The following is a 23,773-nucleotide window of genomic DNA, read 5'->3' as shown; positions in this document are numbered from 1 at the left end:
GTCGCCTCCATGCACGCCCGCGTGGCGGTCCGCGCCACCGCGCGGCGCGGTCAAGGCGTGGCCTCCGCCGCCGGCACCTGCACGTCGTGCTTCTGGTGGGCGACGCCCATCTTGTCGGCCACTTCCTTGGGCATGTAGGTCTCGTCGTGCTTGGCCAGCACGTTCTCGGCGACGAACACGCCGTCCTGCATGCGCCCGGTGGCGACCACCGCCTGGCCTTCGCGGAACAGGTCGGGGAGGATGCCGGTATAGACCACCGGCAGCTGCGCATCGCCGTCGGTGACCTTGAAGCGGGCGTCCATCGAGCCGGGCGCGCGCTCGAACGAACCCTTCTCGACCATGCCGCCGAGGCGGAAGCGGGCGTGGTCGCCGGCCTCGCCGCGCAGCACTTCGGCCGGGGTGTACAGGTAGGCGACATTGCGCTGCAGGGCCAGGGCGACCAGCGCGGTGGCCACGCCCGAGGCGAGCACCAGCACGGCCACGAACAGCAGCCGGCGGCGGCGGACCGGATTCATCGATTCAACTCCGTGGCCGCACCGCTGCTGGCGGCCGGCTTGCGTTCGCGCCGCGCACGCAGGCGCGCGGCACGCAGTTCGCGCCGCACCTGCAGGCGCGGCGCCAGGAAATCCCACAGGAACACCAGCGCGAACACCGCGTAGGCGCCGATCACGTAGGGCAGGTAGCTCATGCGCCTTCCCCGGCCAGCTTGCGCACCCAGTCCTTGCCGGCCTCGCGGCGCAGGTTGTCGGCGCGGGCGCGCGCGAGCAGCGAACCGGCGAACCAGAACTTGGTCCCGATCACCATCCACCACAGCGGCGCCATCATGCTGGCGTCCATGCTGGACTGGCCGAACACGCGGATGGTCTGGCCCTGGTGCAGGGACTCCCACCACTCGACCGAGTAGCGGATCACCGGCAGCAGGGCGACGCCGACGATGGCCAGCAGGCCGGCGGCGCGCGCGGAGGCGCGGCGGTCGTCGCCGGCGTGGTACAGGCCGATCACGCCCAGGTACAGGAACAGCAGGATCAGCTCGGTGGTCAGGCGCGGATCCCAGTCCCACCAGGTGCCCCACATCGGCTTGCCCCAGATCGACCCGGTGGCCAGGGTGATCACGGTGAAGCCGGCGCCGATCGGCGCGCAGGACATGGCCAGGATCTCGCACAGCTTGATCCGCCAGACCAGGCCGATGGCCGCGTACAGCGCCATCAGCCCGAACACGAACATGCTCATCCACGCCGAGGGCACGTGGATGTAGAGGATGCGGGCGCTGTCGCCCTGCTGGTAGTCGGCGGGGACGTGGAACAGGGCCAGCCAGGCGCCGACGGCCAGGGTCAGCAGCGCCGCGCCCCAGCACCACGGGGCCCAGCGCGCCGCGAAGCGGTCGAAGTACGGCGGTGAGCCGAGGAGGTGGAACCAGCGGATCACCGGGTTCATGGGGAAGTTCGCATCAGCTCGCGTTGGGCACCGGCGGCCCTGGGGCCACCGGACAGGCTCGAATGGGGCATTTTTCCAGACTCGGACCCCCGGGCCAAGGGAACAGGTGGGTCAGAGTGTCCGACCCCTTGCGGGGCGGGGGAGGATCGCATAATCCCACGTTCTCCATAATCGCCTTGCCGGCGGGTGCGGGTATTGATCGCGCGCAAGGTCCAGCGGCGTCAGGCCACGCGGTCGTCGTGGAGCGGGGGGCTGCCTTTCAACCGTGGCGGCACCACCATGCGTGGGAGCCGGCCAGGTCCGGCTCTACCGGAGGTGCCGTCGTCGTCGGGATCGGCATTGCTGCCCCTTGTAGAGCGGGGCTTGCCCCGCTGCCTTTCTGCGGTGGCGGCGTCGCCATGCGTGGGAGCCGGCCAGGTCCGGCTCTACAGGGGATCGCGGGTCAGCCCTGGGCGATGCGGATCGCGGCGGCGGCGGCCAGCGGGGCCAGCACGGCGGAGGCGACCAGCATCGCCGCCATCAGCAGCAGCGAACCGCTGGCATCCAGCCCTTGGGCGCTGGCGGCCACGCTGCCGGCGCCGAACACCAGCACCGGCACGTACAGCGGCAGGGCCAGCAGCGCGACCAGGATGCCGGAACGCTTCAGCCCCACGGTCAGCGCCGCGACCACCGCGCCGAGCAGGCTCAGCACCGGCGTGCCCAGCAGCAGGGTCAGCATCAGCATCGGCAGTTGCGCGCGCGGCAGGTAAAGGAACTCGCCCAGCACCGGCACCACCAGCAGCAGCGGCACCGCGGTGGCCAGCCAGTGGCCGAAGGTGCGCACCGCGACCAGCCAGGCCAGCGGCACCGGGGCGAGGATCCACTGCTCGAGCGAACCGTCCTCGGCGTCGCCGCGGAACAGGCTGTCCAGCGAAAGCAGGCCGGCCAGCAGCACCGCCACCCAGATCGCGTGCGGGGCAACGAAGTCCTCCAGCACCTTCTTCTCGCCGCCCAGGGCCAGGCCGAACATCACCACCACCAGCAGCGCGAACAGCGCCGGCTGCAGGGCATCGCCGCGGCGGCGCCAGACCAGGCGCAGGTCGCGCAGGAGCAGGGCGCGGGCCGCCTGCACCAGGCCGGGCGTGGCGCTCACGCGGCGCCTCCCAGTTCGAGCATGCGGGTGCGCACCGGCGGGGCGGCGTAGGCGCCGTGGGTGGTGAGCAGGGTGGCGCCGCCGTCGCGCAGGTGAGCGGAGACCATGCGGTTGACCAGGTTGATGCCGTCCAGGTCGAGGTTGGCGTAGGGCTCGTCGAGCAGCCACAGCGGCGCCGGCGACAGCCACATGCGGGCGAGGGTGACGCGCTTCTTCTGCCCGGCCGACAGCTGCCGCGCCGGAGCGTCCTCATAGCCGGCCATGCCGGTGATGGCCAGGGCGTCTTCCCGATGCTGGTTCGGGCGCTTGCCGTGCAGGCCGCACAGGAAGTGCAGGTTCTCCAGCACGGTCAGCTCGCCCTTCAGCGCGGGCAGGTGGCCGAGGTAGGCGATGGCGTGGGCGCGGCGGGCCGGATCGGCGGGGCGGCCTTCGATCTCGATGCGGCCGGCGTCCGGCCGCAGCAGGCCGGCGAGTACGCGCAGCAAGGTGGTCTTGCCGGAGCCGTTGCTGCCCTGGACAAGCAGCGCCTCGCCGGCGTCGACGGCAAAGTCCAGCGGGCCGAACACCGGCTCCTCGTTGCGGGCGAACGCCAGGCCATGGGCGGCCAGCAGCGGGACGGAAGCGGTGTCGGTCATCGCCGCGCATTGTAGCGGTGGCATCGCGGCGAAGGCTTGCCCGGGCGCATTGCCCGGAGCGGCGGTGTCGGGTAGCGGCGTCATCACCCCTCTCCCACCGGGAGAGGCGCAGGGGGAGAGGGCAGGACTCCCCGCGCCGTCGGCATGCCGACCCTCTCCCCAATCCCCGCTCCGCGCCCCGGCCACGTCCACGGGGCGCGGGCGTTCGGCGACGTGCGCGCCAATGGCGCGCAAACACGTCGCTCACCCCGTGGGGAGAGGGCGGTACGTCACTCCACCCAATCCACCCATGGCGAACCGGCTACACCCGCGGGCCGCGCCATATACATCCGCAGCCGCACCGCCTCGCCGGCTGGCCAGTGCAGGATCCCGGCCTGGCTGTAGCGGCGGGCGAGGGTATCGGCGCCGGCGGTGCCCAGGTCGGCGACCAGCCAGCCGGGCTCGTGCCATTGGCCGCCGCCGTCGCTGTTGCTGGCCGGCAGACGGCGCAGGCCCAGGGCGTCCAGGTCCGCCTGCAGGGCGGCGTCGGCCAGGCGGTTCGAGGCGTCGTCGCGCGGCCGGGAGCCGGGATTCCAGGCCGTGACCAGCGTCCAGCTGCGGGCCGGCAGCGCTTCGGCCAGCGCCGGCGGCGGCGCCTCGCCAATCCGCAGCACTAACGGACCCGCAGGTCCGCGCACTTCGTAGCGGGCCGCCAGGTATGCCTCCAGCAGCGCCCCGGTCCCCGTCGGCGGGGCGGTCGCAGGTTGGGTGCCGACGCCCGGTCTCATGCCTGGAATGTACTTGTGCGCCATGCCTCATCATCCCCGCCCGGCGGCATTGCGTACACTCGGCCCTCCCAACGTATTCCGTCGAACACGATGCCGCTGCAGACCCCGCCGACCAAGCTGCCCCGGGTGGGCACCACCATCTTCACCGTGATGTCGCAGCTGGCGGCCGAGCACGGTGCGGTCAACCTCGGCCAGGGCTTCCCGGACTTCGCGGTGCCGCAGCGGCTGGTCGACGAGCTCGACAGGGCCATGCGCGAAGGCCACAACCAGTACGCGCCGATGACCGGCATCCCGGCGCTGCGCCAGGCCATCGCCGGCAAGGCGCTGCGCTGCTACGGCGCGCAGGTCGATGCGGACAGCGAGGTCACCGTCACCAGCGGCGCCACCGAGGCGATCTTCAACGCGATCCACGCGGTGGTGCGCCCGGGCGAGGAAGTGATCGTGCTCGACCCGGCCTACGACTGCTACGAACCGGCGATCGACCTGGCTGGCGCGCGCGCGGTGCACGTGCCACTGGATCCGGCGACCTTCGCGGTCGACTGGGGGCGCGTGCGCGCGGCGATCACCCCGAAGACCCGGCTGCTGATGATCAACAGCCCGCACAACCCGTCCGGGGCGATGTTCTCGGCCGACGACATGCAGGCGCTCTCCGAGCTGCTGCGCGGCACCGGGATCCTGCTGGTCTCCGACGAGGTCTACGAGCACATCGTGTTCGACGGCCGCCGCCACGAATCGGTGCTGCGCTGGCCCGAGCTGCGCGAGCGCGCTTTCGTGGTGTCCAGCTTCGGCAAGACCTACCACTGCACCGGCTGGAAGGTCGGCTACGCGATCGCGCCGCCGGCGCTGACCGCGGAGTTCCGCAAGGTCCACCAGTACAACGTGTTCTGCACCTTCGCCCCGGCGCAGCACGCGTTCGCGGCGATGATCCGCGACGAGCCCGGGCACGACGAGCAGCTGGGCGCGTTCTACCAGGCCAAGCGCGACCACTTCCGCGAGCAGCTGCTGGGCACGCGGCTGAAGCCGCTGCCAGTACCGGGCGGCTACTTCCAGCTGGTCGACTACTCGGAAGTCAGCGACCTGCCGGACCACGAGTTCGTGAAGTGGCTGACCGTGGAGAAGGGCGTGGCGGCGATCCCGCTGTCGCCGTTCTACGAGAACCCGCCGCCGGGCCAGCGCCTGGCGCGGCTGTGCTTCGCCAAGAACCAGGCCACGCTGGACGCGGCGATCGAGCGGTTGAAGGGACTCTGATCGCGAGGAGAGGGCGACGGTGGAACCCAGTCTGTCGGACAAGGTCTTTGCCGCGGCCATGGGCCTTGTGGCCCTGGCGAGCCTGCTTGGGCTCGTGGTGATGCGGTTCGCGCCGCGCCTGTTGTCGGGGCGGCTGTTCGGCTTCCCGTCCATGATGTCGCGCCTGGAAATGTTCCTGGCACTGGCGGTCCCGCTGCTTGTCTCGCTCAACACGATGTTCCTGACCCTGCATCTGCTGCCGCGCCCGGTCGCCGCTGCAATCGTGGCAGTCGCCGCGGGCCTGGCGACATGGCAACTGGTCCTCCGGAGGCGGCGGACCCGAAACCAGCGGGGTGCCGGTGGTGGCGCCGATGCAGGCACGGCTGACAGCGATCGAGCCGGCGGGGACGAAGGCATCCGCAAGCCGGATAACACATAGCACCCTCACCAGAGGTTCAACCAACGAATGAACGACCTTCGCATCTCCCTCGTCCAGGGCGACACCCGCTGGCATGACCCGGCGGCCAACCGCGCCTACTACGGTGCGCTGCTCGCGCCGCTGGCCGGCACGACCGACCTGGTGATCCTGCCGGAGACCTTCACCAGCGGTTTCTCCAACGACGCCATCGATCGCGCCGAGGGCATGGAGGGGCCGACGGTGGAGTGGATCCGCGCGCAGGCGAAGGCGCTGGATGCGGCGGTGACCGGCAGCGTGCAGTTGCGCACGCCGGAGGGCGTGTTCAACCGCCTGCTGTGGGCTACGCCGGACGGCGGGCTGCAGTGGTACGACAAGCGCCACCTGTTCCGTTACGCGGGCGAGCACAAGCGCTATGCGGCGGGGCGCGAGCGCCTCGTGCTGGAATGGAAGGGCTGGCGGATCAATCCGCAGGTCTGCTACGACCTGCGTTTCCCGGTGTTCTGCCGCAACCGCTACGGCGTGGAGCGGGAAGGGGCGCTGGACTTCGACCTGCAGATCTTCGTGGCCAACTGGCCGGCGCCGCGGGCGCATGCGTGGAAGACGCTGCTGCGGGCGCGGGCGATCGAGAACCTGTGCTACGTGGCGGCGGTGAACCGGATCGGGACCGACGGCAACGGCCTGGCCTACGACGGCGACAGCGCGGTGATCGATTTCCTCGGCCAGCCGCAGGTGGAGCTGCACGGGCGCGAGCAGGTGGCCACTTCGACGATCTCGGCGGCCGCCCTGGCGGCGCACCGCGAGCATTTCCCGGCGATGCTGGACGCCGACGCGTTCGAGCTGCGGGGGTGAACCCCTCTCCCGCCGGGAGAGGGGCAGGGGTGAGGGTAGGGGGGCCAGCAACGCCTGGTGAGCCGAAGTGTCGATGTGCTCGGCTTCGGACGGAGCCGCGGTAGCGCCGGGGCGCTGGGAATGAACTGGGGCGCTGGCGACGTCTGGCGCGTCGCCACGCGCCAGCCACCTCCCGCACCACCGCGACCCGCTAGGTGGAAGAGTGTCTTTCCGTTGGCTGGCTTCGGACGGAGCCGCGGCAGCGCGGGGGTATGCCGCATCGCGCGGTTCCGCCATCCGCGCCGGGAATGAACTGGCGCGCTGGCGAGGATTGGCGCGTCGCCACGCGCCAGCCGACTCACCGCTCGCACCGCGTTCGCGAACGCAGCACATCCATGTGCTGCTGCGCCATACCCCCGCACTACCGCGTCTTTTCGGCGCTTTAGGGTCGTGGCTCCGTTCTGTGTCCCCCTCTCCCGCCGGGAAAGGGGTTAGGGGTGAGGGTCGGGATCCCGGTGACGTCGGAATGCCTACCCATTCCCGGCCCCGCTCCGCGCCCCGGTGCCCGTCATAGGACGCGGGCATTCAGCGACGTGCGTGCCAGTGGCGCGCAAAAACGTCGCCTCCACCACGGCGGCAGGAGGGGCTATCCGGCGCCTGAACCGTCACCGACCTGGCCATGCCGTTCTGCATGGGGCCACGACATGCGCGTGCTATATGCTCGGCCGGCCATCCCGCCGGTGTGGTGCCGGCACGTCACGGAGAGCACACATGATGCGATTCCCCCGAGTCCTGGTTGCCGGCCTGCTGGCGCTGGCGATCGCGCCGGCCGCGCAGGCGGCTGGCGATGTCGACTGCAAGCTGCACTTCACGATGTCCGGGTGGTCGGCGTTCTACAAGACCCAGCAGGGCAGCGGCACGGTCACCTGCGACAACGGCACGAGCATGCCGGTGAAGGTCAGCGCCAAGGGCGGCGGCATCACCTTCGGCAAGTCGCGGATCGAGAACGGCGTGGGCGAGTTCTCCGGGGTGCACAGCATCCGCGAGACGCTGGGTACCTACGCCGCGGCCGAGGCGCACGCCGGCGCGGTGAAGTCGAGCAAGGCCCAGGTGATGACCAAGGGCGAGGTGTCGCTGGCGCTGGCCGGTACCGGCAAGGGCTGGGACATCGGCGTGGCCTTCGGCAAGTTCGTGATCGAGCCGCGCTGATCCGCGCAGGCTGATGCGGACCTGCGGGCGCAGGTCCTTTCGCCCGTAAATCCGGAAGCCAGAACAGGAACGGCCCGACTCGCGTCGGGCCGTTCTGCGTTCGTGCCTGGGCGGAAACTCAACCCTGGCCGCGCGGACCGCGGTTGCCGCCGCGCGGGGCGCCGCCGCCGGGGCGACCGCCCGGACGCGGGCCACCGCCACCCGGACGCTGGCCGCCGGGGCGGTTGCCGCCCGGCCGCGCCGCGCCGCGCGGGCCGCGGTTGCCGCCGGGCGCCTGGCTGCCCGGGGTGGCGTGGTCGGACGGGAAGTGCGGGGCATTGCCCGGATGGCCGTACGGACGCGCGGCCTTGCGCGCGTTCTGGCCCTGGCCTTGGCCCTGGCCGCCACCGCCGCCACCACCCTTGCCGAAGCGCTTGCCGCCGCCGCCCGGGCCGGCGTTGCGATGGCCGCTGGGGCCGGTGCTGACGCCTTCGGGCACGTACCAGGTACGGAACGCGGCCGGATTGCCTTCCGGCAGCGGCTTCAGCGCGCCCTTCTGCTTGCGCTGCTTGAACGGCTTCTGCGACTGCTTGGCCGCCTGCTCGCCGCTGACGGTCAGGCCGCCGTGCGGCTTCTTGCCGCCGCGGCCGCCACGGCGGTCCTCGCGGACGTGGTCGAAGCGGCGCAGCTCGCGGCCTTCATCGGCGGTGTTGTGGCCGTTGACGTAGGCCTGGCCGGTGCCGCGGCCGCTGCCGACGTGCACGGTGGCCTTGGCGGCGCGACGCTGGCCGATCACCGGCAGCAGGGTCAGGGTCGAGCTGCCGGCGTCTTCCAGCTGCAGCGACTTGCGCAGCGCCTCGACCTGCTCGGCCGGCAGCTCCTGCGAGTGGCCGCGCAGCAGTTCGCGCGGCAGGCTGATGTCGCCGTAGCGGGTGCGCTTGAGGCGGCTGACCTGGCAGCCCTGCGATTCCCACAGGCGGCGCACTTCGCGGTTGCGGCCTTCCTTGACCACGACCTTGAACCAGTCGTGGGAGTCGGTGCCGCCGATGCGCTCGATCTGCTCGAACCTGGCCGGGCCGTCCTCCAGGGCGACGCCGCGGGCGAGGCGGTCGACGATGTTGTCCGGCACGTTCTCCTGGCCTTCCGGGGCGCGCACGCGCACCACGTACTCGCGCTCGACCTCGTGCGACGGATGCATCATCGCGTTGGCGATCTCGCCGTCGGTGGTCAGCAGCAGCAGGCCGGTGGTGTTGATGTCGAGGCGGCCGATCGCGATCCAGCGCGCACCCTTCAGGCGCGGCAGCGATTCGAAGATGGTCGGGCGGCCTTCGGGATCCTCGCGGGTGGTCACTTCGCCTTCGGGCTTGTTGTAGACCAGCACACGCGCCGGCTCGGTCAGGGCGGAGGCGACGAAGGCCTTGCCGTCCAGTTCGACGCGGTCGCCGCTGCGGATGCTCTGGCCGACCTGGGCGGTCTCGCCGTTGACCTTGACCAGGCCGTCGGCGATGCGCTGTTCGAGCGCGCGGCGCGAGCCGAGCCCGGCCTGGGCCAGGACCTTGTGCAGGCGCTCCTCGATCTTCGCGGCGGGCGCGGCGGCGGCTTCTTCGCCGCGCTTGAGCGACAGCTTGCCGAGGGGCTTGCGGGGGGTAGGTGCGTTCATCAGTTGGTGCTCCGGCCGGACGTTTCATCGTCGGCCTGTGTTGCGGGACCTTCGGCCTGCTCGGCTTCGGGCGGTGTGGAGGCGGGCTCGCCGGCATCGCCGTCGTCGGCGTCCGCGGGCTCTTCCTGTTCGTCATCGCCGGCGCGGTCGCCGGTGGATTCGTTGGAGACGGCTTCGTCGCCGTCCTGCGTGTCTTCGCTGGCATCGCTGCCGGTGTCGCCGGCCGCTTCACCGGCACCGGCGGCAGTCGCGTCGTCCGCGCCTTCGCCGGCCGGTGCATCGTTCGCCGCTTCGCCAGGTCCGGCGGGCGCGTCGTCGTTGGCGACGCCAGCCGGGGCCGGGGCCGCGTCCGGATCCAGCGGCAGCTGCGGTTCCAGTTCGCCGATGTCCTTCAGTTCCGACAGCGGCGGCAGTTCGTCCAGGCGCTTGAGCCCGAAGTAGTCCAGGAACGCCTTGGTGGTGCCGTACAGCGCCGGGCGGCCCGGCACGTCGCGGTGGCCGACGACGCGGATCCACTCGCGCTCTTCCAGCGCCTGGATGATGTTGCTGCTGACCGCCACGCCGCGGACCTGCTCGATCTCGCCGCGGGTGATCGGCTGGCGGTAGGCGATCAGCGCCAGGGTCTCGAGGGTGGCGCGGGTGTAGCGGGTCTTGCGTTCGGTCCACAGCCGCGCCACCCAGGGGTGCACGTCGGCCTTGACCTGGAAGCGGAAGCCGGAGGCGACCTCGACCAGCTCGATGCCGCGGTCGGCGCAGGCCTCGCGCAGGTGCTCCAGCGCCGCCTCGACGCTGCCCGGCGGGGCCGGGTCGTCCTCGGGGAAGAGCCCGTGCAGCTGGGCCAGCGCCAGCGGCTGGTTGGCGGCCAGCAGGGCGGCCTCGACGATGCGGGTGATCAGCGCCTGGTCCATGGATCTCGCAGGTTCTGGTGGATGGGGATGGCAGGGTTCGCGGGCTCAGCCCGCGGCCGGCTCGTTGGCGGCGTCGCCGTCGTCGAACTCGCTGTGGAACTGCAGCGGTTCGTTGGTGTTGCCGACCGCCAGCGAGCGCACGTAGATCGGCGCCAGCGGGGCGTCCTGGACGATGTCCAGCAGCTGTTCCTTGGCCAGCTCCAGCAGGGAGAGGAAGGTGACCAGCACGCCGAGGCGGCCTTCCTCGGCGCTGAACAGCGCCTCGAAGCGGTGGAACTGGCCGTCGTCCAAGCGCTGCAGCACTTCGCCCATGCGCTGGCGGACGCTCAGCGCCTCGCGCTTGATGTGGTGGCCGCTGAACAGCTCGGCGCGCTTGAGCACGTCGTGCAGGGCCAGCAGCATTTCGCGCAGGTCGACCGGCGGCGGCAGCTTGACCACGGCGCGGTCCGGGACGAAGGCCTGCACCGGGGTGGTGTCGCGGTCGAGGCGGGGCAGGGCGTCCAGGTCCTCGGCGGCCTGCTTGAAGCGCTCGTACTCCTGCAGGCGGCGGACCAGCTCGGCGCGCGGGTCCTCCTCCTGGCCTTCCTCCGCCGGCGGCCGCGGCAGCAGCATGCGCGACTTGATCTCGGCCAGGATCGCGGCCATGACCAGGTACTCGGCGGCCAGTTCGAAGCGCAGGTCCTGCATCACGTTGATGTAGTCCACGTACTGCCGGGTGATCTCGGCGACGGGGATGTCCAGGATGTCCAGGTTCTGGCGGCGGATCAGGTACAGCAGCAGGTCCAGCGGACCTTCGAAGGCGTCGAGGATGACTTCCAGCGCGTCCGGCGGGATGTACAGGTCCTGCGGGATCTGCAGCAGCGGCTGCCCATGCACGACCGCCAGCGGCATCTCCTGCTGCTGCGGGGCGGTGGGCGCCTGCGTTGTCGGGGTCGCGTCTTGCGCGGGTTCGGAACTCATCTGCTCGGAAGCCAGCCCGGAACGGAAAACGGGCGACGCCATACGGGGCGTGCCGCGCCTGCGGTGGCGGACGTCGCCGGGAACAGCCGGGGACGGCGCCTTCGATACGTGCACATCAAGTCAGGCCCGGCACCGCAGGAGGGCGGTGGCCGATAGCCGGGGAGGTCGTCTGCGTGTGGCGGGGAGGGGCAGCGATCGGTCGCCGGGAGTGGCAGGTGCCCGGAATATCCCTATGTGACGGGCTGTCCCCTGGTGTTCCCTTGCCGGCGGGCCGCTGCTTCCGGCCAACGTGTGAGCCAAGGGTACGCGCCGGGCCGGGTGCTGTCCAGCAGGCCGGAACGCCCGCGTGGCGGCCCGGACGGGCGCCGTACATCGAATCCACCTGCCAGGTCGGGTGGCATCGGGCATTCCGTGGAGACATATGTATGCTGCACGTGCGGCATTGCTGCGCTGCAATATCAGATTCACGTTCTATGTGCCTGTAGGCATTAGGCTAATCCGTGCGCGCAAGCTCTTTGCAAGTGTCCTGTAAGCGGTTACATTCGCGGCCGTCGACCGAAAGTACGACCGGAGAGGAACGGATGGGGCGCCAGGCGGTCACGATCCGCGACGTCGCGCGCGAGGCCAATGTCTCGGTGGCCACCGTGTCGCGCGCGCTCAACGGCCACACCAACGTGGCCGAGCCGGTCCGCCAGCTGGTGTTCGAGGTCGCGCGGCGGCTGCGCTACAGCCCGCACGCGGCGGCGCGCAGCCTCAGCAGCCGCAGCACCCAGACCATCGGCGTGGTCCTGCCGGACCTGCACGGCGAGTTCTTCTCCGAACTGATCCGCGGCATCGACTCGGTGGCCCGCGCCTCCGGCCGCCACCTGCTGCTGTCCAGCTACCACGGCGACCCGGAAGAACAGGCCGCGGCGCTGCGCGCGATGCGCGGGCGGGTCGACGGCCTGCTGGTGATGTCGCCGTATGCCGAGCAGCCTGGCTTCCTCGCCGAGAACCTGCCGCAGCCGCTGCCGGTGGTGCTGATCAGCACCCAGCTGCCCGAGCCGGCCTGGCCGGTCTTCGAGATCGAGAACCACGCCGGCGCGATGGCGATGACCGGACACCTGCTGTCGCTCGGCCATCGCCATATCGCCTTCATCGGCGGACCGGAGCTCAACCACGACGCACGCGAACGCCTGCGCGGCTTCCGCGACGCGATCGCCGCGCATGCGGGCGCACGCGGCAGCGAGTTCGCCGGCGACTTCGACGAGGCCTCCGGTTTCCGCGCCGGCAGCGCGATCGCCGCCGGCGATCCGGCGCAACGTCCGGACGCGGTTTTCGCGGCCAACGACATGATGGCGCTGGGCTGTCTCTACGCGTTCGCGCAGGCCGGCCTGGAAGTGCCGCGCGACGTCGCCCTCGCGGGCTTCGACGACATTCCTTTGGCGCGCTTCGTTCACCCGTCATTGACGACGATGCGGGTGAGTATCACCGAGCTTGGCGCCAACGCATTGAAGCGGTTGCTGGCCCAGATCGAGAGCGACGAAGCGGCCACCGACGAACGCCACGTGCTGCTGCCGGAACTGGTCGTGCGCCAGTCCAGCGGTGGTCCGCGAACCGCCGCCACGACGCCCGGCAGACAGAAGAAGAAATCCTGACGCTGCACCATCCTGGGAGGGACGCAACATGAATGGCAAGCGAGAGAGCAGACCTGCTCGAAGCCTTCTTACCGTGGCGCTGGCCACCTGCATCGCGCTGGGCGCGGCACCGGCGATGGCCCAGAGCACCGGCGCCACCATCCGCGGCCACGTCATGGCCGATTCGGCGCCCGCCACCGACGCGGTGGTGACCGTGGTCAACACCACCACCGGCCTGCGCCGCACCGCGCGCGTGGGCGCCGGCGGCAACTACGCCGTCGCTGGCCTGCCGCCCGGTACCTACCGCATCGAAGTGCAGGCCGCCGGCCAGGCGACCAGCCGCGAGATCACCGTCCAGGTCGGCCAGACCGCGACCCTGGACCTGGGCGTGGGCGGCGTGGCCGAGACCGCCACGCCGGGCGAAGCCACCACCCTGGATGCGGTGCAGGTCGTCGGCACCGCGGTGGAGACGCGCACCTCCGAGGTCGCCACCTACATCAGCAACAAGCAGATCGAGTCGCTGCCGCAGAACAGCCGCAACTTCCTCGCCTTCGCCGACACCGTGCCGGGCGTGCAGTTCATCACCGACGCCAGCGGCAACACCCGGCTGCGCTCGGGCGCCCAGAACGCCAACGCGGTCAACGTGTTCATCGACGGCGTCGGCCAGAAGAACTACGTCACCACCGGCGGCATCAGCGGCCAGGACACCAGCCGCGGCAACCCGTTCCCGCAGTCGGCGATCGGCGAGTACAAGGTCATCACCCAGAACTACAAGGCCGAGTACGACCAGCTCAGCAGCGCCGCGGTGGTCGCGGCGACGCGCTCGGGCAGCAACGAGTTCGAGGGCAGCTTCTTCTGGGACCGCACCCACACCGGCTGGCGCTCGCGCAGCCGCTTCGAGGAGCGCGAGGGCGCGACCAAGGCGGTGAGCAAGCAGGAGCAGTACGGCGTCTCCTTCGGCGGCCCGATCATCCCCGACGTGGCGCACTTCTTCGTCGCCTACGAGGCCAAGGAGTTCAGCAGCCCGCGCACCTTCAACCTGGGCCGTGGCTTTGGCGTCGGCGACCTGCCGGCCGACCTGCAGGCGCAGTACGGCACCGGTACCTACACCTCGCCGTTCAAGGAAGACCTGTACTTCGCCAAGATCGACTGGGCGATCGGCGAGAACCACTACTTCGAGCTGACCGGCAAGTACCGCGACGAGAGCGAGACCATCCAGGTCGAAGGGCAGCGCCTGCCGCCGGCCGCGACCCTCAACACCAACGAGGAGACCCGCGTCGACCTGCGCTGGCAGTGGACCTTCGGCGACTGGCTCAACGACGCGCACGTCACCTGGGAGGACGCGTTCTGGAGCCCGCAGCCGGCGCGGTTCGAGCCCGGCTACTTCCTCAGCGACGGCAACTGGTGGGACACCATCGTCCGCAGCGGCGGCGGCGACAACTACCAGGACAAGGGCCAGAAGGGCTGGTCGTTCCAGGACGACCTGACCTTTACCGGCTTCTCCGGCCATACCGTGAAGATGGGCATCAAGTACAAGCGGGTCGACCTGGAGACGCTGGAGCAGAACAAGTACAACCCGCAGTTCTATTACGACATCCACGAGAGCCTGAGCGTGCCGACCCACGTCGAGTTCGGCGCGCCGGTGGCCGGCTACGGCGACGGCACGGTCACCTCGGGCAACAAGCAGCTGGGCCTGTACATCCAGGACGACTGGGAGGTCAACGAACGCCTGACCCTGAACCTGGGCGTGCGCTGGGACGGGGAGAGCACGCCCAGCTACGAGGACTACGTGACCCCGGCCGAGGTGGTCACCGCGCTGCAGAACTCCAACGCCAACCTGCCCAACTCGGGCATCGACATCAACGACTACATCAGCACCGGCGGCAACCGCGACCCGGACCGCAACAACTGGGCGCCGCGCTTCGGCTTCTCGTACGACATCAACGCCGACCAGCGCCACGTGGTCTTCGGCGGCGCCGGCCGTTCCTACGACCGCAACCTGTTCGATTTCCTGCAGAACGAGATCTCCAAGGGCAGCTGGGGCCAGTACACCTACGACTTCAACACTCCGCTGCACCCGTGCGACACCGCCACCAGCGCGACCTGCCGCGAATGGGATCCGCGCTACTTCGACCCGGAGTTCCTGCGCGCGTCCTCGGTGGCCGGCAGCCGCGAGATCTTCCTCAACAACAACAACCTCGAGGTGCCGTACTCGGACCAGTACAGCCTGGGCATGCGCAACATGTTCGAGGTGTGGGGGCACGACTGGAACACCGAGGTGATGTACTCGTACGTGCGCAGCCATGACGGCATCGCCTTCCTGCTGGGCAACCGCCGCGACGACGGGCTGTTCTTCCCGCCGGATCCGCCGGGCGCCAGCGATCCGCCGCCGTGGGGCATCGGCTTCGCCCCGTTCTCCAACCTGATCCTGGCGCAGAACGCGCTGGAGACCCGGACCAGGTCGGTGTACGTCAAGCTGGAGAAGCCGTACACGCGCAACTCCGGCTGGGGCGCGACGCTGGCCTACACCTGGACCGATTCGGAGCAGAACAGCCCGATCGACGGGTGGCCGGGCGCGTTCAACGCCGAGTTCATCGAGGACTACGGCTGGTTCCCCGGCAAGGTCCCGGAGAACCGGGTGGTGCTGACGGGCATCTGGGATGGCCCGTGGGGCCTGACCTTCTCCGGCAAGGGCGTGTGGTCCGACGCGACCCCGCGCTACTACCAGAACTGCAACGTCTCGGCCTGGGCGTTCTGCCACTTCGACGCCTACACCCCGAAGGAGGACTTCAAACAGCTGGACCTGGCGATGGAGAAGGTGTTCGACACCGGCAGCAATATCGCCCTGCGGATCCGCTTCGACGTGCTGAACGTGTTCAACTGGTCGAACTACTCCGGGTACGAGGACTGGCGCGGTGGCGCCGGCGAGCCGCAGAATCCGCTCTGGGGCACGCCGAACGCCATCGCCTTCCCGACCCGGACGTTCAAGCTGGGCATCGGCATCGACTGGTGAGCGCGAAAAGCGCGGCGGCCGCCCCCGGCCACCTCTCCCGCCGGGGACGGTCGTCGCGTTTCCCGCCGCCGCCGGTCCGCGGCGTGGCGGACAACCTGGCAGGGCGGGGGAGTGGCGTGGCATCGAGGGCGCAAGGGTGAAATGGCGGCAACTGGGAATCGCGGCGGGACTGGCCATGGCAATGTGGCTGCTGGCCGCCTGTGGCCGTGAGCCGCCACCGCCGCCCGCCGCGCCGCCGCCGCCGAAGCCCGACGTGATCCTGATCGAGCCGGTGCTGCCCGAGCGCCCGCCGCGGCCGGAACTGCCGCCGCTGTTCCGCGACATCGAGAAGCGCACCTTCCAGTTCTTCTGGGACGTCACCAACGAACAGAACGGCCTGACCCCGGACCGCTACCCGTCGCGGCCGTTCGCCAGCATCGCCTCGATCGGCTTCGCCCTGACCGCGTACCCGATCGGCATCGAGAACGGCTGGATCAGCCGCACCCAGGCAGTCGACCGCACCCTTACCACGCTGCGCTTCCTGCGCGACATCCCGCAGGGCCCGCAGCGCACCGGGCGCGGCGGCTACCACGGCTTCTACTACCACTTCCTGGACATGCAGCAGGGCCACCGCTACGACAGCTGGGTGGAACTGTCGAGCGTGGACACCGCGCTGCTGATGATGGGCGTGCTGTTCGCGCAGTCGTATTACGAGGGCGACGACCCGCGCGAGCGCGAGATCCGGCGCCTGGCCGACCAGCTCTACCGCAAGGTGGAGTGGACCTGGCTGCAGCAGCGCAAGCCGCTGATCTCGATGGGCTGGTTCCCCGAGAGCGGCTTCATCGAGCACGACTGGATGGGCTACAACGAGGCCATGCTGCTGTACGTGCTGGCGCTCGGCTCGCCCACCCACCCGGTGGACCCGGACGCGTGGACGGTGTGGACCCGCACCTACGACCACGACTGGGGCGTGTACTACGGCCAGGAGTACCTGTCGTTCGGGCCGCTGTTCGGCCACCAGTACAGCCACGTCTGGATCGACTTCCGCGACATCCAGGACCAGTACATGCGGGCGCGCGGGATCGACTACTTCCTCAACAGCCGCCGCGCCGCCCTGGCCCAGCGCGAATACGCCATCGCCAACCCGATGAAGTGGAAGGACTACGGCGAGAACGTGTGGGGCCTGACCGCCGGCGACGGCCCGCAGAACACCCGCCAGATCTACCGCGGCGAGGAGCGCGAGTTCCGCCACTATTCCTCGCGCGGCGCCGGCCTGCGCGAGAACTTCGACGACGGCACCATCGTCCCGACCGCGGCGATCTCCTCGATCGTGTTCGCGCCGGAGGTGGTGATCCCGGCCACCGAGGAGATGCACCGCCGCTACGGCGACTACCTGTACTCCAGCTACGGCTTCCTGGATTCGTTCAATCCCAGCTTCGAGTTCGACATCCCGCTGAAGACCGGTCGCCTGGTGCCGGGCAAGGGCTGGGTCGCCAGCGACTACATCGGCATCGACCAGGGCCCGATCCTGGCGATGATCGCCAACTACCGGAACGAGTTCGTCTGGTCGGTGATGAAGAAGAACCCGTACATCCGTCGCGGCCTGGAGCGCGCCGGCTTCCGCGGCGGCTGGCTGGCCCCGGAGGACGAGGAAGCCGTGCCGGTGGACGATGCCGCGCCGGGTTCCGCGGCTGCCCGCGCGCTGGGCGTGGCCGAGTCGCGCGCGGCGGCCGCCGAGGCGCAGAAGCAGCACGACCAGCCCGCCAGCAACCGGGCGCAGCCGCCAGAGTGAGCGGGCGCATGCGCCGGTTGCGGGCACTGCCGGGCGTCGCCGTGATGGTGATGCTGGCATCGCTGCTGCTGGCCGGCTGCGGCCACCAGCAGGACGAGCCGCTGCGTTTCTGGGCGATGGGTCGCGAGGCCGAGGTGGTGGCGACGCTGCTGCCCGAGTTCGAGCGCGAGAGCGGCATCAAGGTGGAGATCCAGCAGGTGCCGTGGTCGGCGGCGCACGAGAAGCTGCTGACCGCCTTCGCCGCCGAGGCGCTGCCGGACGTGTGCCAGCTCGGCAATACCTGGCTGCCGGAGTTCGCCGCGCTGGGCGTGCTGGAACCGCTGCAGGCCTCGGTCGACGCCTCGGCGGTGGTCGAGCAGGCCGACTACTTCCCCGGCGTGTGGGAAACCAGCGTGATCGACGGGGAGCTGATCGGCATCCCCTGGTACGTGGACACGCGCCTGCTGTTCTACCGCCGCGACCTGCTGCGCGAGGCCGGCGTGGCGGAGAACCCGCGCGACTGGGCCGAGTGGGAACAGGCGATGGCCGCGGTGAAGCGCCACGTCGGCCCGGACCGCTATGCGATCCTGATGCCGGTCAACGAGTTCGAGCAGCTGCTGTCGCTGGGCCTGCAGCAGGACGATCCGCTGCTGCGCGACGACGATACCCGCGGCAACTTCCAGAGCCCCGGTTTCCGCCGGGCGATGGCGTTCTACGCCAACACGTTCGAGCAGGGCTGGGCGCCGAAGATGTCCGAGACCCAGATCTCCAACGTCTGGGACGAGTTCTTCAACGGCTTCTACGCGTTCTACCTGTCCGGGCCCTGGAACATCCGCGAGTTCCGCAAGCGCCAGCCGCCGGCGCTGGCAGGCCAGTGGGGCACGATGCCGCTGCCCGGTCCCGACGGCCCGGGCGCCGGCATCGCCGGCGGCACCAGCCTGGTGGTGTTCCGCGACTCGCCGCGCAAGGAACAGGCCTGGAAGCTCGTCGAGTTCCTGTCGCGGCCGGACATCCAGCAGCGCTTCCACGCCCTGATCGGCGACCTGCCGCCGCGGCGCAGCACCTGGGAGCACCCGGAGCTGGCTGGTGACGAGCTGTCGCGCGCGTTCCGTGACCAGCTGGAGCGGGTGCGCCCGGCGCCGCGGGTGCTGGAGTGGGAACGCATCGCCCAGGAAATGCGCATCGCCAGCGAACGCGTGGTCCGCGGCGGGCAGTCGCAGGACCAGGCGCTGCGCGAGCTGGACGAGCGGGTCGACGCGATCCTCGAGAAACGCCGCTGGCTGCGCGAACGCGATCGTGCGGCCGCCGCGGCAGGGAGCACGCCATGAAGCCGTCCCTGGCCGGATGGGTGTTCGCCGCGCCGGCACTGCTGGTGATCGGCCTGTTCTTCGGCCTGCCGGTGCTGTCGGCGCTGGCGCTGAGCCTGACCGACTTCGACCTCTACGCCCTGGCCGACATGGGCGACCTGCGCTTCGTCGCCCTGGACAACTACCTGGAGCTGCTGCGCACGCCGATGTTCTGGAAGGCGCTGTGGAACACCACTTACTTCGTGGTGGTCGGCGTGCCGCTATCGATCGCCGTCTCGCTGGGCGCGGCGCTGCTGCTCAACGCGCCGGCCGCGCGCTTCCGGGCCTTGTTCCGCACCGCGCTGTTCGCCCCGGTGGTGACCACCCTGGTGGCGGTTGCGGTGATCTGGCGCTACCTGTTCCACACCAGCTACGGCCTGGTGAACTGGGCGCTGGGCCACGCGGGCATCGGCCCGGTCGACTGGCTGGGCGACCCGCGCTGGGCGATGCCGACCATCATCCTGTTCGCGGTGTGGAAGAACTTCGGATACAACATGGTGATCTTCCTCGCCGGGCTGCAGGCGATCCCGCGCGACCTGTACGAGGCGGCGCGGATCGACGGCGCCTCGCGCTGGAAGCAGTTCCTGCACATCACCCTGCCGCAGCTCGGGCCGGTGCTGCTGGTGGTCGGGGTGATCACCGTGTCCGGCTACTTCCAGCTGTTCGCCGAGCCCTACGTGATGACCCGCGGCGACCCGCTGCAGAGCACGGTCAGCGTGCTGTACTTCATGTTCGAGGAAGGCTTCAAGTGGTGGAACCTGGGCCGCGCCTCGGCGGTGGCGTTCCTGCTGTTCCTGATCATCCTCGGCGTGACCACGCTGCTGCTGCGGCTGGGCCGCCGGAAGGAGCTGGTATGAGCCGCGAGGTCGGGCAGTCGCGCTGGCACGGGCTGCTGGTCAACGGCGCGCTGCTGGCGCTGGCCGTGGTCAGCCTGGCGCCACTGCTGTGGATGGTGGCGGTGTCGTTCATGCCGGCCGGCGAGGCCAGCCGCTTCCCGCCGCCGCTGCTGCCGTCGCAGGCCAGCTTCGACAGCTACCGCGAGATGTTCGCGCGCACCGGCATGGCCCGGAACTTCGCCAACAGCCTGCTGGTGTCCTCGGCGATCACCCTGGGCTCGCTGCTGTTCAACACCCTGGCCGGCTACGCCTTCGCCAAGCTGCGCTTCGCCGGCCGCGAGCGGGTGTTCCAGCTGCTGCTGGCGGCGCTGGTGATCCCGGCGCAGGTGGCGATGCTGCCGCTGTTCCTGATGATGAAGCAGCTGGGCCTGGTGAACAGCTACGGCGGCGTGGTGGCGCCGGCGCTGGCCAGCGTGTTCGGCATCTTCCTGGTGCGCCAGTACGCGCGCTCGATCCCCGACGAACTGCTGGAAGCGGCGCGGATCGACGGGGCGGGGGAGTGGCGGATCTTCTTCCGCATCGTCCTGCCCATGCTCAAGCCGGTGCTGGTGACCCTGGCCATCTTCACCTTCATGGCGGCGTGGAACGACTTCATGTGGCCGCTGATCGTGCTGACCGACCAGGAGCACTACACGCTGCCGGTGGCGTTGGCCTCGCTGTCGCGCGAGCACATCATGGACGTGGAGATGATGATGGCCGGCGCGGTGGTGACCGTGCTGCCGGTGCTGCTGCTGTTCCTGGTGCTGCAGCGTTACTACATACAGGGCCTGCTGCTGGGCAGCGTCAAGGGTTGAGGTGGCGGTGATGGCGGTGCGGACGGGCGTGGATGGCGCGGTGTGCGGGACCGGCTGGGCGCTGCTGCTGGCCGCGGCGTTCGCCCCGCCTGCGGCGCAGGCCCAGCCGCAAGTCCTCGACGGCTTCGAGGACCCGACGCCGTGGCGCGTGGTCACCTCCAACCAGGTCAGCGGTTCGATCCGCCGGATCGAGGGCGTCGAGGGCGGCGCGCTGTGCCTGGACTACGACTTCAACGGCGTGTCCGGCTACGTCGGCATCCAGCGCGACCTGCCGCTGGAGTTCCCGGAGAACTACCGCTTCAGCTTCCAGCTGCGCGGCGATTCGCCGGCCAACGACCTGCAGTTCAAGCTGGTCGACGCCAGCGGCGACAACGTGTGGTGGGTGAACCGGCCGCGCTTCGCCTTCCCGGCGGAGTGGACCGGGGTCCGTTACCGCAAGCGCCATATCGACAAGGCCTGGGGACCGGACCCCGACAAGGTCCTGCGACGCAGCGCCAAGGTCGAGTTCACCATCTACAACAACGCCGGCGGCGCCGGTTCGGTGTGCTTCGACCAGCTGGCGCTGGAAGTGCTGCCGCCGGATCCGGTGACGCCGCCCAAGGCGGTGGCGGTCGAGGCGAGCAGCTCGCAGGCCACCGCCGGCCGTGCGATCGATGGCGACCTGGCCACTGCCTGGGAGGCCCGCGGCAGCCAGCGGCTGGTGCTGGACCTGGGCGAAGTGCGCGAGTTCGGCGGGCTGCGGCTGCACTGGGCCGATGCAGGGCGGCGGCCGGCGCGCTACCGCATCGAGCTGGAAGACCTGCCCGGCGGCAGTTGGCGCGAGGTGCGCCGCGTCGACCAGGGACTTGGCAAGACCGACTGGATCGCATTGCCCGAAACCGAGGCGCGGCGTATTGCCCTGGTGCTCGAGGGAGTGCGCTACGCGCTGGCCGAGGCGCAGGTGCAGCCGCTGGCCTTCTCCGCGCATCCGAACGACTTCATCAAGGCGGTGGCCGCCGACCTGCCGCGCGGCTGGCTGCCGCGCGGGTTCAGCGGCGAACAGCCGTACTGGACCATCGTCGGCATCGATGGCGGGGTGGAGCAGGGCCTCATCGGCGAGGACGGCGCGGTCGAAGTAGCGCGCGGCGGCTTCAGCATCGAGCCGTTCGTGGTCGACGACGGCCGGTTGCTCAGCTGGGCCGACGTGCGCACCGGGCAGGGCCTGCCGGACGGCGGACTGCCGATGCCGCACGTGACCTGGACACTGCCGGAGGCGGCCGCGGGCGCGAAGCCGCTGCTGGAGGTGCTCGCTTTCGCCCGGGGTACGGCAGAGGAGTCGCAGCTGGTGGCGCGCTACCGCCTGACCAATCCGCATCCGCAGCCGCGCGATCTCGTGCTGGCGTTGGCGGTGCGGCCGCTGCAGGTCAACCCGCCGAGCCAGTTCCTCAACACCATCGGCGGCGTGAGCCCGATCAGGCAGCTGGCGATCAACGGAAGCACCGTGGCGGTGGACGGACGTCCCCGGGTGTTCGCGGCGCAGGCGCCGGATGCAGGCTTCGCCACGCCCTTCGATGCGGGGCTGGAGGTGATGCGGCTGGCGGGCGACGACATCCCCGCGGCGACCGAAGTGGACGATCCCACCGGCCTGGCCTCGGGCATGCTGCTGTACCGCTGGCGGCTGGCCCCGGGCGAATCGCGCGAAGTCGCGCTGGTGGCACCACTGTCCGGTGCAGCGCGGTTGCCGGAGGGTTTCGATGCCAAGCGCGCGACGACAGAGGCAGAGGCGTACTGGCGCGACCTGCTGGGCCAGGTCCGGCTGCGCCTGCCGGCGGAGGGTCAGGCCTTCGCGGATACCGTGCATACCGCGCTGGCGCATATGCTGGTCTCGCGGGTCGGTGCGCGGCTGCAGCCGGGCACGCGCTCCTATTCGCGCAGCTGGATCCGGGACGGCGCGATGATCTCCGAAGGCCTGCTGCGGCTGGGCCGGCCCGAGGTGGTGCGCGACTACCTGGAGTGGTACGCGCCGTTCCAGTTCGACAACGGCAAGGTGCCGTGCTGCGTCGATGACCGCGGCAGCGACCCGGTGCCGGAGAACGACAGCCATGGCGAGCTGATCTTCAACATCGCCGAGTACTGGCGCTACACCGGCGACCGCGCCTTCCTGGAGACGATGTGGCCGCACGTGGAAGGCGCGTTCGCCTACATGGAGGAGCTGCGCGCCAGCGAGCGCACCGAGGCCAATCGCGGGCTCGACCCGGCGTTCTACGGGATGATGCCTGTGTCGATCAGCCACGAGGGCTATTCGGCCAAGCCGATGCACTCGTACTGGGACAACTTCTGGGCGCTGCGCGGTTACAAGGACGCGGTGGAGATCGCGCAGGCGCTGGGGCGCGATGCCGACGCCCGGCGCATGGCCGCCGCGCGCGACCAGTTCCGCGCCGACCTGGCCGCCTCGCTGCGCGCGGCGACGCGCCGCCACGGTATCGACTACCTGCCCGGCGCGGCCGAGCTGGGCGACTTCGACCCGACCTCGACCACGATCGCGCTGGCGCCCGGCGGCGAGCAGGACTGGCTGCCGCGCGACCTGCTGGAGAACACCTTCGAGCGTTACTGGCGCGAGTTCGTGCAGCGCCGCGACGGCCAGCGCGAATGGAAGGACTACACGCCGTACGAGTGGCGCAACGTCGCCGCCTTCGTCCGCCTGGGCTGGCGCGAGCGGGCGTGGGAAGTGGTGGAGTACTTCTTCGCCGACCGCGCGCCGAAGCACTGGAACCAGTGGGCCGAGGTGGTGTCCTCGACGCAGCGCAAGCCGTTCTTCGTCGGCGACCTGCCGCACGCATGGGTGGCCTCGGACTTCCTGCGCTCGGCGCTGGACATGTTCGCCTATGCGCGCGAGCGCGACGACAGCCTGGTGCTGGCCGCGGGCGTGCCGGTGGCCTGGTTCGAAGGCGAGGGCATGGCGGTCGAGGGGCTGTACACGCCGCATGGCCGCCTGGGCTATTCGCTGCGCCGCGACGGGCGCTGGCTCGAGCTGCAGGTGGACGAGGGCAGCGGGATCCCGCGTGGCGGGCTGGTGCTGCCTTGGCCGTATCCGGGCCCGCCGGGCGCCACGACCATCGATGGCCGCCCGGCGAAGTGGTCGAACGGCGAGCTGCGCATCTACCGGCCGGGAGCGAAGGTGCGGATCGAGGTGGGCGACACGCCGTAACCGGCAGGGCGGCC

General features: G+C 70.4%; 20 protein-coding genes. 11 read left to right on the top strand and 9 right to left on the bottom strand.

The window, feature by feature from the left end:
* Positions 1–50: 50 nt before the first annotated feature.
* From ccmE to M503_RS0102040, 6 genes are all read right to left on the bottom strand, one after another.
* Positions 51–515, bottom strand: a complete 465-nt coding sequence (gene ccmE / locus M503_RS0102065) for a cytochrome c maturation protein CcmE (RefSeq protein ID WP_028919020.1) — start codon at positions 513–515, stop codon at positions 51–53.
* Entirely contained in the window at positions 512–688 is a 177-nt protein-coding gene (ccmD, locus tag M503_RS0102060) for a heme exporter protein CcmD (RefSeq protein WP_028919021.1), read from the bottom strand. The genes ccmE and ccmD overlap by 4 nt, the downstream gene beginning before the upstream one ends.
* Entirely contained in the window at positions 685–1,434 is a 750-nt protein-coding gene (locus M503_RS0102055) for a heme ABC transporter permease (protein ID WP_028919022.1), read from the bottom strand. Before M503_RS0102055 ends, ccmD begins: the two co-directional genes overlap by 4 nt.
* Positions 1,435–1,876: 442 nt before the next feature.
* Positions 1,877–2,566 carry a heme exporter protein CcmB gene (ccmB, locus tag M503_RS0102050; protein WP_028919023.1) on the bottom strand — a complete coding sequence of 230 codons (690 nt, stop codon included), beginning with the start codon at positions 2,564–2,566 and terminating at the stop codon, positions 1,877–1,879.
* Entirely contained in the window at positions 2,563–3,201 is a 639-nt protein-coding gene (ccmA, locus tag M503_RS0102045) for a heme ABC exporter ATP-binding protein CcmA (RefSeq protein ID WP_028919024.1), read from the bottom strand. Before ccmA ends, ccmB begins: the two co-directional genes overlap by 4 nt.
* A 269-nt stretch (positions 3,202–3,470) precedes the next feature.
* Positions 3,471–3,854, bottom strand: coding sequence for a DUF3293 domain-containing protein (locus M503_RS0102040; RefSeq protein ID WP_231472289.1), 384 nt, complete (start codon positions 3,852–3,854; stop codon positions 3,471–3,473).
* Between the two features lie 204 nt (positions 3,855–4,058).
* On the opposite strand from M503_RS0102040, the gene M503_RS0102035 reads away from it, so the two are divergent.
* The 4 genes from M503_RS0102035 to M503_RS0102020 all read left to right on the top strand — a co-directional run bounded on the left by M503_RS0102035 (position 4,059) and on the right by M503_RS0102020 (position 7,650).
* Positions 4,059–5,216 carry a pyridoxal phosphate-dependent aminotransferase gene (locus M503_RS0102035; RefSeq protein WP_028919026.1) on the top strand — a complete coding sequence of 386 codons (1,158 nt, stop codon included), beginning with the start codon at positions 4,059–4,061 and terminating at the stop codon, positions 5,214–5,216.
* Positions 5,217–5,235: 19 nt separating this feature from the next.
* Entirely contained in the window at positions 5,236–5,634 is a 399-nt protein-coding gene (locus tag M503_RS0102030; RefSeq protein WP_028928073.1) for a hypothetical protein, read from the top strand.
* Between the two features lie 27 nt (positions 5,635–5,661).
* Positions 5,662–6,462 (top strand): amidohydrolase, encoded by an 801-nt coding sequence (locus M503_RS0102025; RefSeq protein ID WP_028919028.1) that lies wholly within the window; start codon positions 5,662–5,664, stop codon positions 6,460–6,462.
* A 753-nt stretch (positions 6,463–7,215) separates the two neighbouring features.
* Positions 7,216–7,650 carry a hypothetical protein gene (locus tag M503_RS0102020; RefSeq protein WP_028919029.1) on the top strand — a complete coding sequence of 145 codons (435 nt, stop codon included), beginning with the start codon at positions 7,216–7,218 and terminating at the stop codon, positions 7,648–7,650.
* 118 nt (positions 7,651–7,768) lie between these two features.
* On the opposite strand, the gene rluB is transcribed toward M503_RS0102020, so the two are convergent.
* The 3 genes from rluB to M503_RS0102005 are packed head-to-tail and all read right to left on the bottom strand — an operon-like array spanning position 7,769 to position 11,157.
* Positions 7,769–9,289 (bottom strand): 23S rRNA pseudouridine(2605) synthase RluB, encoded by a 1,521-nt coding sequence (gene rluB / locus M503_RS0102015; RefSeq protein WP_028919030.1) that lies wholly within the window; start codon positions 9,287–9,289, stop codon positions 7,769–7,771.
* The gene (gene scpB, locus M503_RS0102010) at positions 9,289–10,197 is read right to left on the bottom strand and encodes an SMC-Scp complex subunit ScpB (protein WP_028919031.1); all 909 of its coding nucleotides are present in this window, start codon (positions 10,195–10,197) and stop codon (positions 9,289–9,291) included. The genes rluB and scpB overlap by 1 nt, the downstream gene beginning before the upstream one ends.
* 45 nt (positions 10,198–10,242) lie before the next feature.
* Positions 10,243–11,157 (bottom strand): segregation and condensation protein A, encoded by a 915-nt coding sequence (locus M503_RS0102005; protein WP_028919032.1) that lies wholly within the window; start codon positions 11,155–11,157, stop codon positions 10,243–10,245.
* Between the two features lie 581 nt (positions 11,158–11,738).
* Between M503_RS0102005 and M503_RS0102000 the strand changes: the two genes are divergently transcribed.
* From M503_RS0102000 to M503_RS0101970, 7 genes are all read left to right on the top strand, one after another.
* Positions 11,739–12,794, top strand: a complete 1,056-nt coding sequence (locus tag M503_RS0102000) for a LacI family DNA-binding transcriptional regulator (RefSeq protein ID WP_028919033.1) — start codon at positions 11,739–11,741, stop codon at positions 12,792–12,794.
* 28 nt (positions 12,795–12,822) lie between these two features.
* Positions 12,823–15,786 carry a TonB-dependent receptor gene (locus M503_RS0101995; protein ID WP_028919034.1) on the top strand — a complete coding sequence of 988 codons (2,964 nt, stop codon included), beginning with the start codon at positions 12,823–12,825 and terminating at the stop codon, positions 15,784–15,786.
* A 175-nt stretch (positions 15,787–15,961) separates the two neighbouring features.
* A complete protein-coding gene (locus tag M503_RS0101990; protein ID WP_428992201.1) occupies positions 15,962–17,557 on the top strand; it encodes a glucoamylase family protein in 1,596 nt (531 codons plus the stop codon).
* Between the two features lie 44 nt (positions 17,558–17,601).
* The gene (locus M503_RS0101985) at positions 17,602–18,864 is read left to right on the top strand and encodes a sugar ABC transporter substrate-binding protein (RefSeq protein WP_155951947.1); all 1,263 of its coding nucleotides are present in this window, start codon (positions 17,602–17,604) and stop codon (positions 18,862–18,864) included.
* Positions 18,861–19,739, top strand: coding sequence for a carbohydrate ABC transporter permease (locus M503_RS0101980; protein WP_028919037.1), 879 nt, complete (start codon positions 18,861–18,863; stop codon positions 19,737–19,739). The genes M503_RS0101985 and M503_RS0101980 overlap by 4 nt, the downstream gene beginning before the upstream one ends.
* Positions 19,736–20,572, top strand: a complete 837-nt coding sequence (locus M503_RS0101975; protein WP_028919038.1) for a carbohydrate ABC transporter permease — start codon at positions 19,736–19,738, stop codon at positions 20,570–20,572. Before M503_RS0101980 ends, M503_RS0101975 begins: the two co-directional genes overlap by 4 nt.
* Before the next feature lie 10 nt (positions 20,573–20,582).
* Positions 20,583–23,759 carry a discoidin domain-containing protein gene (locus M503_RS0101970; RefSeq protein WP_051414143.1) on the top strand — a complete coding sequence of 1,059 codons (3,177 nt, stop codon included), beginning with the start codon at positions 20,583–20,585 and terminating at the stop codon, positions 23,757–23,759.
* Positions 23,760–23,773: the final 14 nt, after the last annotated feature.

Origin of the sequence: Pseudoxanthomonas suwonensis J47, from assembly GCF_000513955.1 — a bacterium.
Lineage (GTDB): Bacteria > Pseudomonadota > Gammaproteobacteria > Xanthomonadales > Xanthomonadaceae > Pseudoxanthomonas > Pseudoxanthomonas suwonensis_C.
This window is presented reverse-complemented; position numbering and strand designations above follow the sequence as displayed.

Bases quoted from the DNA above. Each gene is read 5' to 3' on its own strand.
- M503_RS0102035 (WP_028919026.1), top strand. From the start codon at position 4,059: ATGCCGCTGCAGACCCCGCCGACCAAGCTGCCCCGGGTGGGCACCACC.
- rluB (WP_028919030.1), bottom strand. From the start codon at position 9,289: ATGAACGCACCTACCCCCCGCAAGCCCCTCGGCAAGCTGTCGCTCAAG.
- ccmA (WP_028919024.1), bottom strand. From the start codon at position 3,201: ATGACCGACACCGCTTCCGTCCCGCTGCTGGCCGCCCATGGCCTGGCG.
- ccmD (WP_028919021.1), bottom strand. From the start codon at position 688: ATGAGCTACCTGCCCTACGTGATCGGCGCCTACGCGGTGTTCGCGCTG.
- M503_RS0101980 (WP_028919037.1), top strand. From the start codon at position 18,861: ATGAAGCCGTCCCTGGCCGGATGGGTGTTCGCCGCGCCGGCACTGCTG.
- M503_RS0101995 (WP_028919034.1), top strand. From the start codon at position 12,823: ATGAATGGCAAGCGAGAGAGCAGACCTGCTCGAAGCCTTCTTACCGTG.
- M503_RS0101985 (WP_155951947.1), top strand. From the start codon at position 17,602: ATGGTGATGCTGGCATCGCTGCTGCTGGCCGGCTGCGGCCACCAGCAG.
- ccmE (WP_028919020.1), bottom strand. From the start codon at position 515: ATGAATCCGGTCCGCCGCCGCCGGCTGCTGTTCGTGGCCGTGCTGGTG.
- scpB (WP_028919031.1), bottom strand. From the start codon at position 10,197: ATGGACCAGGCGCTGATCACCCGCATCGTCGAGGCCGCCCTGCTGGCC.
- M503_RS0102005 (WP_028919032.1), bottom strand. From the start codon at position 11,157: ATGAGTTCCGAACCCGCGCAAGACGCGACCCCGACAACGCAGGCGCCC.
- M503_RS0101990 (WP_428992201.1), top strand. From the start codon at position 15,962: ATGGCAATGTGGCTGCTGGCCGCCTGTGGCCGTGAGCCGCCACCGCCG.
- M503_RS0102000 (WP_028919033.1), top strand. From the start codon at position 11,739: ATGGGGCGCCAGGCGGTCACGATCCGCGACGTCGCGCGCGAGGCCAAT.
- M503_RS0102020 (WP_028919029.1), top strand. From the start codon at position 7,216: ATGCGATTCCCCCGAGTCCTGGTTGCCGGCCTGCTGGCGCTGGCGATC.
- M503_RS0101975 (WP_028919038.1), top strand. From the start codon at position 19,736: ATGAGCCGCGAGGTCGGGCAGTCGCGCTGGCACGGGCTGCTGGTCAAC.
- M503_RS0102025 (WP_028919028.1), top strand. From the start codon at position 5,662: ATGAACGACCTTCGCATCTCCCTCGTCCAGGGCGACACCCGCTGGCAT.
- M503_RS0101970 (WP_051414143.1), top strand. From the start codon at position 20,583: ATGGCGGTGCGGACGGGCGTGGATGGCGCGGTGTGCGGGACCGGCTGG.
- M503_RS0102055 (WP_028919022.1), bottom strand. From the start codon at position 1,434: ATGAACCCGGTGATCCGCTGGTTCCACCTCCTCGGCTCACCGCCGTAC.